General features: G+C 53.8%; 10 protein-coding genes and 1 pseudogene. 6 read left to right on the forward strand and 5 right to left on the reverse strand.

Going from position 1 to position 15,089, the window contains the following annotated elements; translation table 11 throughout:
• Window positions 1–5: 5 nt before the first annotated feature.
• The 3 genes from CMR03_RS19545 to CMR03_RS19555 all read right to left on the reverse strand — a co-directional run bounded on the left by CMR03_RS19545 (window position 6) and on the right by CMR03_RS19555 (window position 4,097).
• Window positions 6–1,853, reverse strand: coding sequence for a beta-glucoside-specific PTS transporter subunit IIABC (locus tag CMR03_RS19545; protein ID WP_096012386.1), 1,848 nt, complete (start codon window positions 1,851–1,853; stop codon window positions 6–8).
• A gap of 116 nt (window positions 1,854–1,969) precedes the next feature.
• Window positions 1,970–2,830 carry a BglG family transcription antiterminator LicT gene (gene licT / locus CMR03_RS19550; RefSeq protein WP_096012387.1) on the reverse strand — a complete coding sequence of 287 codons (861 nt, stop codon included), beginning with the start codon at window positions 2,828–2,830 and terminating at the stop codon, window positions 1,970–1,972.
• Window positions 2,831–3,194: 364 nt separating this feature from the next.
• Window positions 3,195–4,097, reverse strand: coding sequence for a LysR substrate-binding domain-containing protein (locus CMR03_RS19555; RefSeq protein WP_096012388.1), 903 nt, complete (start codon window positions 4,095–4,097; stop codon window positions 3,195–3,197).
• 152 nt (window positions 4,098–4,249) lie between these two features.
• Here CMR03_RS19555 and CMR03_RS19560 point away from each other — a divergent pair, with 152 nt between their 5' ends.
• Both CMR03_RS19560 and CMR03_RS19565 read left to right on the forward strand, forming a co-directional pair.
• Window positions 4,250–5,758, forward strand: a complete 1,509-nt coding sequence (locus CMR03_RS19560; protein WP_244181399.1) for an NADH-quinone oxidoreductase subunit L — start codon at window positions 4,250–4,252, stop codon at window positions 5,756–5,758.
• Window positions 5,759–5,787: 29 nt separating this feature from the next.
• On the forward strand, window positions 5,788–8,334 hold the full coding sequence (locus CMR03_RS19565; RefSeq protein ID WP_096012390.1) for a YbcC family protein: 2,547 nt from the start codon (window positions 5,788–5,790) through the stop codon (window positions 8,332–8,334).
• A 194-nt stretch (window positions 8,335–8,528) separates the two neighbouring features.
• Here CMR03_RS19565 and CMR03_RS19570 read toward each other — a convergent pair whose 3' ends face one another.
• A complete protein-coding gene (locus CMR03_RS19570; protein WP_096012391.1) occupies window positions 8,529–9,395 on the reverse strand; it encodes a LysR family transcriptional regulator in 867 nt (288 codons plus the stop codon).
• Between the two features lie 105 nt (window positions 9,396–9,500).
• Between CMR03_RS19570 and CMR03_RS25935 the strand changes: the two are divergent.
• The 3 genes and pseudogenes from CMR03_RS25935 to CMR03_RS19585 all read left to right on the forward strand — a co-directional run bounded on the left by CMR03_RS25935 (window position 9,501) and on the right by CMR03_RS19585 (window position 12,461).
• Window positions 9,501–10,402, forward strand: a pseudogene (locus CMR03_RS25935) (NADP-dependent oxidoreductase).
• A gap of 295 nt (window positions 10,403–10,697) precedes the next feature.
• Window positions 10,698–11,393, forward strand: a complete 696-nt coding sequence (locus tag CMR03_RS19580; RefSeq protein WP_096012392.1) for a DJ-1/PfpI family protein — start codon at window positions 10,698–10,700, stop codon at window positions 11,391–11,393.
• Window positions 11,394–11,567: 174 nt separating this feature from the next.
• Entirely contained in the window at window positions 11,568–12,461 is an 894-nt protein-coding gene (locus CMR03_RS19585; RefSeq protein WP_096012393.1) for a dihydrodipicolinate synthase family protein, read from the forward strand.
• A gap of 505 nt (window positions 12,462–12,966) precedes the next feature.
• Here CMR03_RS19585 and ubiA read toward each other — a convergent pair.
• Window positions 12,967–13,875, reverse strand: coding sequence for a 4-hydroxybenzoate octaprenyltransferase (gene ubiA / locus CMR03_RS19590; protein ID WP_096012394.1), 909 nt, complete (start codon window positions 13,873–13,875; stop codon window positions 12,967–12,969).
• A gap of 179 nt (window positions 13,876–14,054) precedes the next feature.
• On the opposite strand from ubiA, the gene CMR03_RS19595 reads away from it, so the two are divergent.
• Window positions 14,055–15,017, forward strand: a complete 963-nt coding sequence (locus CMR03_RS19595; protein WP_167385762.1) for a LysR family transcriptional regulator — start codon at window positions 14,055–14,057, stop codon at window positions 15,015–15,017.
• The last annotated feature ends 72 nt before the right edge of the window (window positions 15,018–15,089 follow it).

The following is a 15,089-nucleotide window of genomic DNA, read 5'->3' on the forward strand; positions in this document are numbered from 1 at the left end:
GCTCCTTAAACCGCTGCGGCGGTGAGTGTCAGAAAGGCATCGCGACAGGCGATGTTCCCGGTGGCTTTGACCGGGTGGATAGCGCCATAGCGCTCGCTGTTAGTCACAATCACAATTACGCTCGGGTCGATGCCTTCGGCCTGAAGCGCGGCCAGATCGAACGTGACTAACAGATCGCCCGTGCCGATAAACTGCCCGGGCTGAATATGGCTGGTGAAGTGGAGGCCGCCGAGTTTGACGGTGTCGATGCCAATGTGGATCAGGATTTCCGCACCGGTGTCGCTCTTCAGCCCCAGCGCATGGTGGGTTTCAAACAGCGACTCGACTCGGCCGTCCACCGGAGAACGCAGTTCGCCAACCGTCGGGTAGATAGCCAGTCCTTTACCAAAAATCTCGTCGGCAAAAACCGGATCGGCCAGCGCACTCAGCGGCGTAATCTCACCACTCACGGGCGCAAAGAGCTTTTCGGGATCGTGACGATGAAGGCCGGGTGCGGACGTCACATCAGTGGCGGACTGCTGGGTCGACTCATCAAAACCCAGCAGCACGGTGAGCAGCGCGGCGCTGCCAAAGGCGATTGCCAGACTGAGCAGGGCATACATAAAGGTCGGGCCGACCAGCGCGGGAATGCCGGGCAGTCCGCTGAGCGCAAACGCATAGGTTTTTACGCCCATTGCCATCGCAAACGCGCCGCCGCAGGCCCCGCCGAGCAGGGCAGCAGCAAACGGCCGTTTGTAACGAATATTGATACCGTACATCGCGGGTTCGGTAATGCCCATTGCGGCGCTGAAGCTGGTGGTGAGCGCCAGTGACTTGAGTTTTTTATCTCTGGCCCGCAGGAATACGCCGAATGCCGCACCTGCCTGACCGAGATTGGCAACATAAAACAGGATTTTAAACGGGTCGAAACCCAGTTGGCTGATGTTGTGGATCATCACGGGCACCAGCACATAGTGCATACCGGTAATAATAATCAGCGATAATGTCCCGCCTACTACAATGCCGGCGACAATCCCCATGTTTTCCACCAGCCAGATAATACCGCCGGTCAGCGCATTACCGGCAAAGATCCCCAACGGGCCGATGGCGATAAGCGTAATGGGTGTGACAATCAGCAGGCTCAGGAGCGGAACAAACATGGTTTTCAGCGCCGCGGGCATCAGGCTGTCGATCAGGCGTTCCACGTAGCTCAGCAGCCATATCGACAGCAGCACCGGAATCACCGTCGAGGCATAATTCACCGCGGGCACGGGTAATCCCAGAAAGTGGATCGGCTCACCGGCGTTGAACAGGGTTTGCAGGGCAGGGTGAAAGAGCGAGGCCGCCAGCGCCACGGCGACGTAAGGATTGGCACCAAACCGCCTGGCCGCACTGAACGCCAGCGCCAGCGGCAGGAAATAAAATACGCCGTCGCTGATGGCTAACAGCACCTGATAGCTCTGGTTATGCGCTTCAAGCCAGTGAAACGCCACCAACAGTGCCAGTATCCCCTTGAGGATACCGGCACCGGCAATGGCGGGAATAATGGGCGAAAAGATGCTGGATAATCCCTCCAGCAGCGCCGAAACGGGATGGCTGCGCGACGTGGCGCGCTGCGGGGTATCCTGTAACGGCAACTGGCTCAGCAGCGCCTTGCACAAGGGGTCAACCTCATTGCCAATGATTAGCTGAAACTGATCGCCAGAAAGGTTAACGCCCATCACGCCGTCCAGCGCTTGAAGCGCTGGACGGTCGGCCAGGCTGTTATCTTTAAGTAAAAAACGCAGGCGAGTAATGCAGTGAAATAAAGACAGTACGTTATCTTTCCCGCCAATCAGTGTAATGATTTGCTGTGCGGTGTCCTGATAATTCATAAATCCCTCCAGACTGAAGTCAATATGACGTCATCCACAATGACCGGGGTTAACCGGGTGGGTAGGCTTCTGGGGTTTGCCTGATTGAACAGTCACAAGCCGGAATGGGTTTTTCATCACGTTTTAGGGGGTAAAACCTCGGGCGCGCTGCGCTGCACAATATTTTCGATGTGCACTGTCAAATAGAGTTTTTCAGAGTTGCTCATGCTGTGGTGATAATGTTTTTTAACAAACTCATTAATGGCGTCAACGCATTTAAGGGTGCGCGCGTAACGCTGCTGCGCCAGCGCAAAAAACTCGTCATCGTTATTATTTAACACCTCGCCATCGATGACCCGCTGGGCAAAAAACTTCAGGTGCGTAATAAAACGCTGGTAATTCAGGCTGTGTTCATCCGTATGAAGGGTAAAAAAGTATTTTACGATTTGTTGCAGCTGATAAAGGAGTTGGGTAATTTTTGCGGTTTTTCCCAGTGTGTCGTTAAGCCCGGCGTTAACGATATGCAGTGCAATGCTGCAGGCTTCGCTTTCCGGTAACAGCATGCCGGTGCGGGCGACCACCATGCCCAGCGCCTGACGGCCAATCGCATACTCAGTGGTGTAGAAGTGGCGCACTTCCCACTCCAGTGGATTCGCGAGCAACGCGTTATTTTTATGACGTTCCAGGGCAAAATGAAGATGGTCGGCCAGCGTAACATACAGCCCTTCACTTAATTTATGATTCAGCTGTTCGCGCGCCAGGCTGACAATATCGGCGGTAAGCTGGAGAATATCGATAGGCACTTCACTGACCAGATCTTTAAAGCGTGCAGAGATCGATGAATCTTCCAGGCGAAATATTTTTTCTGCCTCGTGAGGATGAATACTGGCACCGTTGTGCGTATTAAATCCCAGACCGCGTCCGGTCAAAATAACTTCAAGGCCGTTATCATCAATCGCACTGACCACATTATTATTCAGTATTTGTCTGACCAGCATCGCTCACTCCTGAAACAAAATCGGGCAAAACATAAATACAGCGGTGAAGGGAATATCCCCCAGCCTGCATTCAGGTTTTGCCCGATAATCGGTAACAAGCGTGATGCCGATTTATCCTGGCACTGTGAAAATGGAGATTCAATATTAAATTGTGCAGTGGGTTATCTGACGCGCCGATTTGTGATCCGCTTTGCGAAAAGCATGACAGCAAGCTGTTACGCAATAGGGGAATCCCAAATGAAATCACCCTTTTTCACGAAGCGGACCGCTTCCGGCAGAGAAACACGCTAAACAAGGGCGAGATCATCGCGCGCAGGTTGCCTGTCAACTGCAAGCGGTCAGGCTGCCTGTCTCGGCGCGATGCTTAGCCTTCTGCCTGGCGTTTTTGCGCCCCCGTCAGGAGTTGCTCCAGCACGTCGATACGGTGCCGGTGTGGCGTGGTAATGGCGTAGAAGCGCTCCTGCAACTCCGCCGATTGGCCTACGGTGACAAGGATACCGGTACGCAGTTCATCCTGAACCACGACCTCGGGCAATACGGTGAGCCAGCCGCTGTCGCGAGCGATCAGACGCAGCATAGCCATGTCGTCCACTTCAGCGCGCACTCTGGGCGTTACGCCCGCCGCAGAACACAGCACATCAAACTGCGCGCGCAAGGCATGACGTGGGCCGGGCAAGGCAATTTCCACGTTATCCAGATCTTCCGGGATGCGCAGACGGCGCGATGCCCATTTGCTGGCCGGGCCGACTAAAGAGATGGACTGACTGCCCAGATACACGAAGTGCAAAGGACGATCGGGGTCCACGGGAACGGTCTCATTGGCCAGCACCACATCGAGCTGATGTTGCATCAACCTGACCAGCAGGCCTTCCAGCAATCCCGACTCCAGTGTCAGCACGACAGTAGGGTCGGTAAGTGCAGGCCGAATCCAGTTTTCCTGATAATTGCGCGACAGGGTTGCCACGCTGCCCACACGTAACCGTGTGACACCGGCTGAACGGCCTTTTAAGCGTCCCAGCATCTCCTGGCTAAGTCCAAAAATATTGTCGGCATAGGCCATGACCAGCTGACCTGTGTCCGTGAGGATCAGGCGGCGGCCTTTGCGGATTAATAAACTTTCGCCAAGCCGTTCCTCAAGCTGTCGGATTTGTACCGAAACGGCCGATTGAGAGGTCGCCAACTCTTCGGCAGCCCGCGTCAGGTGTCCGAGTTTGGCGACGCGCCAAAAATAAAAAAGGTGATGGAAATTTAACTGGTTAAGATTCATCGTTCGTTTTTAAGTATTTAATTAATCAAATAAATATATTTTACAGAATAGTTTGCGTCAAGGAACATACCCTCAGTCACATTCATAAGGGCTATGCGATGAATATCCTTGAAGCTTTTTACCTGGTTTGTTTTTTAGCACCGGCAATTTTAATGTTCGGGTTAACGGCACTGACGCGGTTGGGCGGGGTGCCTACACCGACGCTTTGGCGTGTTTTGCAGATTCTGTCGTATGGCTCCATTGTCTTCACCGGACTGTCTCTTACCGCGGACATCCGTGTCGAGCAATGGCCCGGCATAGTAAAAGCCACGACGTTTGGCCTGGTGTTGGCTTTGCTGGTGCAGCTGCTCGGCAACGTCATCGCGTCGTTTTCTGCGCGTTATCTTGAAGGGGAAGCCAACCAGCGACGCTACATGGGCGCACTGACCGCTGTTCTGGGCAGTGTCCATCTGCTCTTGCTGGCCGATAACTGGCTGCTGCTCATCGCGGCCTGGGCCGCTGTAGGCATAGCGCTGCAACACCTGCTTTGCTTTTACCCGGATCGCCCCTTTGCCCTGTTTGCGGCACACAAAAAGTACATTGCCGATCGGATGGCTGACGTGATGTTGCTCGGCGCTTCCGCGCTGGCCTGGTGGGATGTTGGCAGTTTCTCGCTGTCAGCCCTGTGGATGCACATCGCCCAGCAGGGTGCGTCTGTGTCTTTGCAGGCGAGCGCCGTATTACTGGTGATGGCAGTTATTCTCCGCACAGCCTTACTGCCCGTGCATGGCTGGCTGATACAGGTGATGGAAGCCCCAACGCCGGTATCTGCGCTGCTGCATGCCGGCGTCGTCAATCTTGGTGGCTTTGTGCTGATTCGCTTCGCACCGATGGTAGAACAGGCCAGTGCTGCGCGAGTCTTGTTACTGGTTTTTGGGCTGACGACCGCGGTGCTGGCAGGCATGGTCATGTTGACGCGCATCAGCATAAAAGTACGCCTGGCCTGGTCTACCGTCGCGCAAATGGGCTTTATGCTGCTTGAGTGCGCACTTGGCCTGACTACCCTGGCGGCTCTGCATCTCATTGGTCATTCGCTCTACAAAGCACATGCTTTTCTGTCCGCGTCAGAAGGCGTAAGACACACTCGCCAGCAGGCGCTGCACCGGGTTTCCTTGCCCGGCACGGTGAGCGTGTTTCTTGCCCCGGTATTAACGATTTCAGCGGTATTTCTGGTGCTGATGCTGGCAGGTCTTGCCGCCTGGCCCTGGTGGTGGAGTGTTGTGCTGGGCATGGCGTGGGCGCCCTTGCTGTGGTTGCCTGACGCGCAAGACGGCTCGACACGAACGCTGCAATCTCTCTTCGGACTCTTCACGGTTATCGGCCTGACGATGATTGCCCTGGCTTTGCATACGCTGCCGCTCGGTTTGCAGGACGCTCCTGATGATCGTCTGGGCCTGATCGCGCTGGCAGGTATGGCAGCACTGTATGTCTGTCAGGTGTTGCTGCAAAAGCAGCCACAACGCTTGTCGCGCTGGCGTCGGTGGAGCTACGCGGGTTTTTACCTGGACGAAGCCTATACGCGTCTGACGCTGCTTCTATGGCCAGCGAACGGGGTTTCCGCAACGTCCACGCCCGCTGAGCCTGATGTCCCTGATGCGCCTGTTGCCGACAGGCCGCGCTGAATAACACCATTAAACTGGAGAGTTTCCTGATGGATACACTGACCCACAAAGAGAAACCCGTTTCGGCGAGCCTGGCGCAATCCGCAGCCAATGCAGATTCACGGCAGGTTGCGATCGAGCAAGCCTGCCAGCAGGCCTGCCATGCGATTGCACCTGCATGGCCACTGGATCGCGCTATCGCGGTCAATCCGCATTGGTCGCGTATCGGCATGCCGGTGCGCAAGGTGGCTGCCCGGATGGCGGTGCTCGGCGGTATTCAGGTCTTCCCACCGCGAGATCGGCAGAGCCTGGCCTGGCGCGAAGGTCGCATTAGCATGGCCGATCTGACCCAGGCGCTGCGTCAGCTACCTGAGGCGCAAGCGGCTGGCCTGACGACTGAAGAGTGCACCCAGGCGCTGCACGCAAGCGCCCGGCAGGGACAATTACCGCTACTCATCGATATGCTCGACAACGATCCTCATCGCCACAAAAGGTTATCCTGGCGGCAAGCGATCACGCATCAGGTTAGCCAGACCTGCGCCGCTTACTTCGACGAACATCAGGCGAGCTGGCAGCCCGATCGCCACCAGGGGTTGTATACCTTCTGGCGAGATACTCTGAAGCATGACCATGGCATTGGTTTGTTAATGGGCTTACCGAACATCCACAAGGCTATCAAGACGTTGCCGGATAACGCCATGGATGCCGGGCACTGGGTCATCGAGCGTTTGGGCCTGCCTGAAACGGTGTGGGCAGATTATCTGGAATCGGTGTTACTTACCGTCAATGGGTGGGCATCCTGGTGCGCATATCTGGGCTGGCAGGCTGAGTTGGCGGGCGGCAAGGATACGCACCTGCGCGAGTTGCTGGCTATTCGTTTAGCCTGGGGCATGATCCTTTTAGAATGCAAAGATGATGCGGCTACCCGGCAGGCATTTATCTCGCTTCAGCACGCCTGGACACAAGCCCCTCAGGTGCTGGAAGAGGCCGAACAGGCCATGCTGGTTGACGAAGTCTGGCAGCTGGCTCTGGAAACCGGCTATCAGCGTGAGTTGGCGCATCGGCTGACTTCGATAAAGGGCCAGGAGGTGGGCGCGCAGGCTGTCGACGTCCAGGCCGCCTTCTGCATTGATGTGCGTAGTGAACCGATGCGCCGCGCCCTGGAGGCCGCCAGTCCTGGCGTGCAGACCATCGGCTGTGCAGGATTCTTCGGCCTTCCGGTTGCCTACACGCCGCTGGCTACGCAAGCCCGGCGTCCCCAGTTACCTGGCTTACTTGCGCCTTCCATAGAGGTCAACGACCGTATTGTCTGTGCTGATTCGTCGCAGTGCGAAGCCGATACCGCACGGCAAAACGCAGCCAGCAGATCGCGTCAGACCCGGTTTGCCATGGCCGATCAGTGGCATGCCATTAGCCACTGGCCGGGTGCCGCTTTCTCTTTTGTGGAAGCGGCCGGGTTAAGCTACTCCGTCAAGCTGATGAACAGGTTACTGCCAGGCAAAAAAGCACGTCCCCGGGACGACCTGGATGGCTTGCCCGCGCGCTACCGCGAGATCTGCCGTCCTCAACTGGTTGGGCTGGATACAGCGGCCAAAGTTAAGCTGGCGGCAGGCATTCTTCATGCCATGGGCCTGACACAACGTCTGGCACCGATAGTGCTTCTCGTTGGGCATGGCAGTCAGTCAGCCAACAATGCCCACGCAGCGGCACTGGACTGCGGTGCATGCTGTGGTCAGACCGGCGAAGTGAATGCGCGCAGCCTGGCGCAGTTGCTCAACGAGCCAGCGGTTCGCCAGGGGCTGAAATTGCAGGGGGTGAACGTCCCGGATTCCACGGCGTTTGTGGCGGCGCTGCACAATACCACCACCGATGAAATCGAGTGGTTTGATCTCGACCTGTTGCCACAAGGTGCGCGTGAGCGCTGCGCGTGGTTGCAACCCATTGTTAATCAAGCCTGTGACCAGGTTCGCCGCGCCCGCGCGCCTGATCTTCAACTGGACCCGCGAGCGCCTAAAGATGAGTTACTGGGGCAGTTACGTCGTCGCGCTAACGACGGTGCACAAACCCGGCCTGAATGGGGGCTTGCTGGCAACGCCGCCTTTCTGATCGCGCCTCGTCAGCGCAGCCGTGGCGTAGTCCTGAGCGGACGCAGCTTCCTGCATGACTACGATGCCAGTCAGGATGTTGACGGTAGCCTGCTGGAAGGTCTGATGACCGCCCCGATGCTGGTCACACACTGGATCAACTGGCAGTATCACGCGTCCACTTGCGATCCGCAGAGGCTGGGAAGCGGCAACAAGGTGTTGCATAACGTCGTAGGTGGACGCATCGGCGTCTTCGAGGGCAACGGCGGCGATCTGCGCATCGGTCTGTCACGGCAGTCGCTCCATGACGGCAAGCGTTGGATGCACGAGCCGCTGCGTCTGACCGTGGTCATCGATGCACCGCAAACTGCCATTGAAGCGGTAATCGCAAAGCATGAGGTCATCCGGCAACTGCTGGATAACGGCTGGCTTCACCTCTGGCGCTTTGAGGCATCCGGTTTGCTGCGCTATGAACACGGACGCTGGCTCCCGATGCATCTGGAGAGTGCCTGACGCCGTATCCCTCCCGATCAGTAGGCGGAACACATGCCGCGGCGGCCTGTTTCAGGACAGCTTCTGCACGCGTGACTTCTGCGTTGACGTGCGCAAAAGGTTGCGGACGTCAACGCCGCGCCATCGGGGCGTGGCTGGCTTGAGTTTAGTACGTCTGGGCTGGGCGGACACAGCCACCGGCGTCGATGCGCGCATCAGGCGAAGTGCTCGCACAGGAACGTCACGAACGCGCTCACCTTAGGACTCACCAGTCGGCGCGACGCGTGCAGTACCCAACCTTCGATAGCAGGCACCTGCGCCGTGCCCCACTCGACCAACCGGCCCGAGGCTAACGCGTCAGCAACGGCAGAGCGAGGTAATACGGCCACGCCAGCGCCAGCAAGTACCGCATCGCGCGCCATAAAGGGCGTCGACAGGCACATGACTGGCTGTGGGAGATAAGTGCGCACGCGGCCCGAAGCATCGATGATGGACCATTCGGGAACCACGGCGCGACCCGCGCGTACAACCGCTGGCAGCTTCAGCGGTTCCTCGTCGTAATGCTGCTGCGGCAGGTGTGGAGGCGCAACAAGTACCAGGCGATCGTTCAAAAACTTGCGACCGACCAATGTGTCGTCGTGGCGGGGATTGAAGCGCACCACCACATCGTAGCCATCGCTCACCAAATCGACGAGGCGATCTTCCGCGATGACATCAAGCCGTATCTCGGGGTAGGCGGCGTAGAAGGCCGCGCTTAAGCGTCCAACCGAGACATCGGCGAATAACAGCGGCACGCTAACGCGCAATACGCCACGCGGCTGGCCTATGCCCGCTTTTAGTTCTGCCACCGCTTGCGTAATTTCGTCGAAGGGGTCAAGGGTACGCGCGTGCAGGATCGCGCCTTCCGGCGTCAGACGAAGCGTGCGCCCACCACGTTCGATCAGCCTTACTTTCATCTGCTCTTCCAGCGCGCTGACATGGCGCGACAGGGTCGCTTTCGGCCTTCCACTCGCGCGGCTGGCACGCCCAAACCCGCCATGAGTGGCAACGAGATTGAAATCGGCGAGTGCACTAAGATCCATATTTCGTTCCATATTTGAGACAAACTGTTTTGTTTTTAAGCACTATACGCCATTTATGGTTCAGTGGAAGATGGGGCCTCTCATCACAGGGTAAGGAGTTATCAAATGAAAGCAGTCCGTTTTTATGAATATGGCGGCCCAGAGGTCCTGAAGGTAGAAGATATCGATCTACCTGAACCCGGCCCTGGCCAGATACGCATCGCAGTCAAAGCGGCTGGCATCAATCCGATCGACTGGAAACTTCGCGCGGGATATATGCGCGAGATGATGCCGCTTGAGCTTCCGGCTGGCGTGGGTTACGACGCGGCGGGCGTTGTCGACGCTGTGGGGAAAGAGGTGACCGGCGTTTCAGTCGGCGATCCGGTCTTTGGCAGAGGCCATGCGACAATGGCCGAATATGCGATCCTTTATGAATGGGCACACAAGCCTGCAACCCTTTCGTTTGAAGAGGCGGCGGCGTTTCCGGTGGCTGTCGAGACGGCCACCCGAATCATTGAGGCGTTAGCGTTGAAAGCCGGTGAAACGCTTTAGTCAGCGGTGCCGCCGGTGGGGTGGGCTCTGCGGTCATTCAACTGGCCAGGGCAGCGGGCATACATACCATTGGCACGGCTAGCGCGGCGAAGCACCCCTATCTGCGATCGTTGGGAGCGATTCCGACGACCTACGGCCCCGGACTTCCCGAACGGGTTGCCGCGCTAGCTATGGGCGGTGTACAGGCGGCCGTCGACATCGCCGGCTCCGGTGTCATACCTGATTTGGTGGCGATCACCGGTACGCCGTCAAGCGTTGTCTCAATCTCCGACCTCCAGGCGCCCAAGTATGGGGTGAGAACGTTGTTTGAGGACAGTAACGCCACACCAGCCCTGGAGCGTGCCGCAAAGTTGTTTGTCGCGGGTGCGTTCACGTTGCCGGTGGAGCGAACCTTCACGCTTGAGGAGGTTTCGGCTGCGCACGAACTCAGCGCGCAGGGCCATGTGACAGGGCGGCTCGTTATTACCAATGGCTAAGCGTGAAAAAACGAGCGGATAAATCTTGTCATGTTTCGGATGACGTTGCGCCTGACGAACGCGGCATTGAGACGGCTACGACGCGGAGAGCGATCATGAACAGCCTGCGGCCAGCAGGCTGATGATTGACCGTCGTCGCCGTCATGATGTCAGGCCAGCAAGACATCGTTTAACGCCAGCATAATACCGCTGAGTTGAGCATGACATGAATTCGGCGCGCGTCTGTTTTTTAAGCAAAGGGTTGTCTTTATTAAAGGAAAAGCCATTATATCTTTTTAAGATAGAAGGATTTTCTATGAGTGATTCTGTCTGCACATCCATCGGGCTGCTCCTGTTTCCGGCGCTTACTCAGCTTGATCTTACTGGCCCGTATGAAGTTTTTGCCAGGGCACCTAACACACAGGTTCATCTCATCTGGAAAAACCGGGATCTTGTCGTGTCCGATCGTGGGATGGCTATACAGCCAACGACCACATTTAAAACCTGTCCACAACTGGATGTAATTTGTGTTCCCGGTGGGCCAGGACAGATAAACCTGATGGACGATGACGACGTCCTTTCATTTATCCGTTCCCAAAGTGAACACGCCAGGCTGGTGACGTCTGTCTGCACTGGGTCGCTGGTTCTGGGCGCAGCAGGGCTTCTGAATGGATATAAAGCAACGTCGCACTGGGCTTCTCTGGATCAACTCGCGTTGTTAGGTGCGGAGCCGGTCAATGAGCGCGTAGTTCGTGACCGTAATCGTATCACCGGCGCAGGCGTAACATCAGGTATCGATTTTGCGCTCAACGTTGTGTCAGAAATTCACGGAAGCAATATTGCTCAGACTATTCAACTGCATTTGGAATATGACCCCGAACCTCCCTTTACCTGCGGCTCACCCCGTACCGCATCTAAAGAACAGTTAAAAAACGCCCAGGAGCAGGCCGCGCCTTTTATTGAAAAGAGGCGACAGGCGACGTTAAAAGCAGCAGCCAGACTGTTTAGATAAGGGCAGAGTGGAAGAGGGGGGCTTTTTGACTTTTTATGTTTGCTTCTGGCACGAAGCGGACGGTGGGTAGGTGATATCTGCTATGAGCGAGGAGCGGACATTGCTAACAGCATATGAGTGAATCAACGGGGAGCAGGGCAATCCGTCTACAAGCCAGATTAAAGAGGAAAAATCATGTTTAAAGGTCTAAGTGCATTTCCACTCACTCCATTTATATCAGGCTCTCCTGATGAGAAAAGCTTTCTGAGAATACTGAGAAGACTGACAGATGCGAAAGTCGATTCTCTTGGCGTACTCGGATCGACGGGCAGTTACGCCTATATGACTCGTGAACAACGTGAGCGAATAGCACGACTGGCTGTAGATAATGCAGACAATATTCCGGTAATGGTGTGTGTTGGAGCAGTCAGCGCAGATGAAGTGCTGCGGCTGGCTGATGATGCACAGAAAGCTGGTGCAAGTTCTCTGCTACTGCCTCCGCTTTCTTACCAGGCACTGCACGAAGACGAAGTATACGAACTCTTTGAAATGGTAGCCCGTCAAATCACCGTCCCCCTCTGTGTCTATGACAATCCCGGAAAAACCCATTTTAGCTTTTCAGATGACCTGCTCTGTAAAATTGCAACGCTGCCAGCTGTACATTCGATTAAAATTCCGCCCGTTCCTTCAGACAGGGAAGCTGCAGTTTCCATGGTCAGAAACCTGCGCAGCAAACTGCCTGCTGAAGTGACAATCGGTATCAGTGGTGACGGCTCTGCTGCCAACGGTCTTATAGCTGGCTGTGAGGTCTGGTATTCTGTATTTGGTGGTCTTTTCCCTGATGTGGCAAAGAAAATAACAGATGCGGCAGCGGCGGGAGACCACGCTGCAATTCGGGAAAATCACAAACGCCTCAGCCCACTCTGGGAGCTTTTTCATCAGCAAGGAGGTGGTTTTAGAATTATCTCAGCTGCGGCCAGTATTCTTGGACTGGCTGACGAAAACTGCCTTCCGCGTCCACTATTACCTATCCGGGGTGACAAAGTTGCTGAGCTGAAACACGTAATATCCAGTCTTGAACTTGCTTAAATGCTTGTTTGTTTAAATGGAAGATGTCCGCTGTGAGCGACAAGCGGACTTAGTCAATGCCAGGGCTGTTTCTTTCGTAATAGAAAAACTGCGACTGCCGTCAAAATACCTATCCTGATTGAGATGGAAAACGGCCAGCTGGACTGCGGCAACCATACCTGCTATCTGGTCTGGCACAGGAATAGTATGAAGAAATCTACACTACGTCTTCTTCAGAAATGGCTGACTGATAGCCCGTAAAAGAGACTATTGCACGACTCTTGTTTAACGGCGGTAATCCACTATGCTGCGCGGATCTAATGTTTTCTCAGATTTCTCAATTTTTGAATCGCGTTCTTTTTCCTGCGATATAAATCAGTCAAGATTATGAGCGTCGGTAGTGCAGCCAACGTAATATAACGATCCTGAATTTATGGCTTATGCAGTGTAAAGTTTTTATCGTCTTCTCGCTGTTAAACCATGACACTTCACAGACGGAACTGAATATGAAAAGTTTTTTAACTTATCAAAAGCTACCGAATATAGCTGCAAGAAGCAATAACACCCCCACTAAAACATTCGCTCTGAATAAATTCAAGCTTTGATTTGGCTGATGGATGCTGAATGTTTTTATTTGCCAGGAAAAGTGTAAAGTTATCAGGAAAATTACGATGAAGTAAGCTGTGGACATATGAAGATGCATTCCGCCAAAACTCCACAGCGCTATCGTGGCAGCATAAAAAGAACCGATCCATTGGCGACCTTTATCTGAAAATAATAATGCCGTAGATTTTAGTTTAAGTTTAGCATCGTCTGCAATGTCGGCATAAGCATAAATAGAGTCATAACCAACCTGCCAGCAGACGGCACCGAGCCACATAGCAATTGCTCCAGCAGGCACAATCCCATTTGTGTCTGACCAGGCCATAAGCATCCCCCAGTTAAAGGCCATGCCGAGTGGAGCCTGTGGCCAGTATGTAAATCTTTTACATAGGGGATATATCAAAACCACAGGTACTAATCCAACAGCAAGCCAGCGCGAAAGAGGATTTAAAAATATGAGAAGTGAGGCTGCCAGTATCAACTCAAAAAACAGGAATGCCAGAGCCTGTTTTACTTTCAGTTCTCCACTCGCTAAAGGCCGAAAACGTGTACGCTCAACATGAGCATCAAAATTTCTGTCGGCGATGTCATTGGCTGTTGAGCCAGCGCTTCGCATAATCAATGCCCCAAGAGAAAATATACCAAGACGAATTATATCGGGCACGCCGTGCGAGGCTTGAACAAGTGCAGCAATGCAGGGAAGTAAAGTCAGCCATGTGCCAACCGGGCGATCAAGTCTGGCGAGGCGTGCATAAGGCCTCCACCCGGCGGGAAGGAGGCGGTCAACCCAACTGTTAAAATGAATATCGCTAAGCTCTTTTTTTTCAGTCATAAAATTTGATTATTCTCTTTCTCCGGGAGTTCATGTAAACATTCAGATTCCTGCAAATACGTTAGTGGCTCAAGATTTTGTTAAACTGAATCAATGCAGGAAAAATCGATTCTATAAATTTTTATAAATTTCGTAAATGAAAATTATATTTACTGTGGTATGCGAAAATGGAATATCTGATGAAAATGAAAAACAGGCAGAGTTGGGCGACAGTTAAGCATTTTCGCTTAGCTGTCGCGCTAGTAGAATTCGGTAGCATTCTGCATGCCGCGAGTGCGCTCAACATCTCGCAACCCACAGCAAGCAAATTGCTAAATGAACTTGAACAGGCTATAGGGTCTCCGCTTTTTAACCGCAACCGCAGAGGTGTTACCGCAACGGAATTAGGTCGTGCTTTCGCTGAGCGTGGTAAAATAGTGCTCGCCCAGATTGAAAGCATGTCTGAAACTATTGAGTTACTGGGTAAGGGTAATCACGGACATATTGCTATAGGAGTGATGCAGACCAGCTCAAGCTATCTGGTGCCAGCTGCTGTTGACTATTTATTGTCCCTGAACCCCTCAATTCAGGTTAAAATTGTAGAAGGTGTTAATAGTGAGATATTGTCACGCCTTATTTCAGGTGAGCTTGATTTTATATTGGGCAGGCAGACCGATGTCAGCGTTCATAGCCTGCTTCATAAGGACGTTTTATTTAATGAAAAGGCGTTGGTTGTGGCGCGTCCTAACCATTCTTTGGTCTCAAAGAGAAATATTAGCCTTGAGGATTTCAGGTTGCAGTCATGGATACTTCCCCCGCCTGAAACGTCTCTACGTAAACAGTTTGATGATCTATTTTATCGAAAAAACCTCAGGGCTCCGTTACCTGCTGTTGAGACTGCATCTTTCTTTAATACGCTAGGGTTATTAAAAAGAAGAGATATTCTCGGTATATTGCCAGGTTCATTTATCTTTAATGAAGAACATCATTCTCAGCTTATCTGCCTGCCCACTTTTCAACCTCTTTCTCTGGAAAGTATTTGCATTCTGCGCCTCAAAAATGCCAGCCTGTCACCCGCTTCTGTCGCATTTGTGGACTCGCTGCGAGAAGTGCTTAAAAGACTTTCCACCGACGTTTTTCATGGTATCCGGGCCAGCATTTGACACTCTTTGGTGCCTGAAGCCAAACATCCTCTGGATGGTCAGACACAATAAAATTAAGGACATGTTAAAGGA

The sequence above is a fragment of the Pantoea allii genome, assembly GCF_002307475.1.
GTDB classification, from domain to species: Bacteria; Pseudomonadota; Gammaproteobacteria; order Enterobacterales; family Enterobacteriaceae; genus Pantoea; species Pantoea allii.

Excerpts from the sequence above, each read along its gene's own strand:
- ubiA (WP_096012394.1), bottom strand. The coding sequence starts at position 13,875 with ATGACTGAAAAAAAAGAGCTTAGCGATATTCATTTTAACAGTTGGGTT.
- CMR03_RS19580 (WP_096012392.1), top strand. The coding sequence starts at position 10,698 with ATGAGTGATTCTGTCTGCACATCCATCGGGCTGCTCCTGTTTCCGGCG.
- CMR03_RS19565 (WP_096012390.1), top strand. The coding sequence starts at position 5,788 with ATGGATACACTGACCCACAAAGAGAAACCCGTTTCGGCGAGCCTGGCG.
- CMR03_RS19545 (WP_096012386.1), bottom strand. The coding sequence starts at position 1,853 with ATGAATTATCAGGACACCGCACAGCAAATCATTACACTGATTGGCGGG.
- CMR03_RS19555 (WP_096012388.1), bottom strand. The coding sequence starts at position 4,097 with ATGAATCTTAACCAGTTAAATTTCCATCACCTTTTTTATTTTTGGCGC.
- CMR03_RS19585 (WP_096012393.1), top strand. The coding sequence starts at position 11,568 with ATGTTTAAAGGTCTAAGTGCATTTCCACTCACTCCATTTATATCAGGC.
- CMR03_RS19595 (WP_167385762.1), top strand. The coding sequence starts at position 14,055 with ATGAAAATGAAAAACAGGCAGAGTTGGGCGACAGTTAAGCATTTTCGC.
- CMR03_RS19560 (WP_244181399.1), top strand. The coding sequence starts at position 4,250 with ATGTTCGGGTTAACGGCACTGACGCGGTTGGGCGGGGTGCCTACACCG.
- licT (WP_096012387.1), bottom strand. The coding sequence starts at position 2,830 with ATGCTGGTCAGACAAATACTGAATAATAATGTGGTCAGTGCGATTGAT.
- CMR03_RS19570 (WP_096012391.1), bottom strand. The coding sequence starts at position 9,395 with ATGGATCTTAGTGCACTCGCCGATTTCAATCTCGTTGCCACTCATGGC.